Source organism: Pseudoneobacillus rhizolycopersici (assembly GCF_054786815.1).
In genome coordinates, this window is the sequence record NZ_JBTOOE010000289.1 from 1 (window position 1) to 216 (window position 216).

Genomic DNA, 216 nt, shown 5'->3' on the forward strand with positions numbered 1-216 from the left:
CTCAGTCTTTGATTTGGTCTGGGGTAATGGTGTGCTCTACCGCGATATCTTTAAAGAGCCAGAATATGAACATTCTAAGTATGCGTTTGAAGAATCTAACCAGGATAATCTTCTTAAATTATTCGATCTTTACGAAGCAACGGCTAAACGTTTGCTTAGTCAGAATTTGGTTCATCCTGCATATGATTATATTTTAAAGTGTTCGCACACATTTAA

General features: G+C 36.1%; 1 protein-coding gene. It reads left to right on the top strand.

Annotation, left to right across the window (positions count from 1 at the left end):
• Positions 1 to 216, top strand: a 216-nt coding sequence (locus ACX9YW_RS23795) for a glycine--tRNA ligase subunit alpha (protein WP_460351308.1), incomplete at both ends; no start/stop codon positions are given.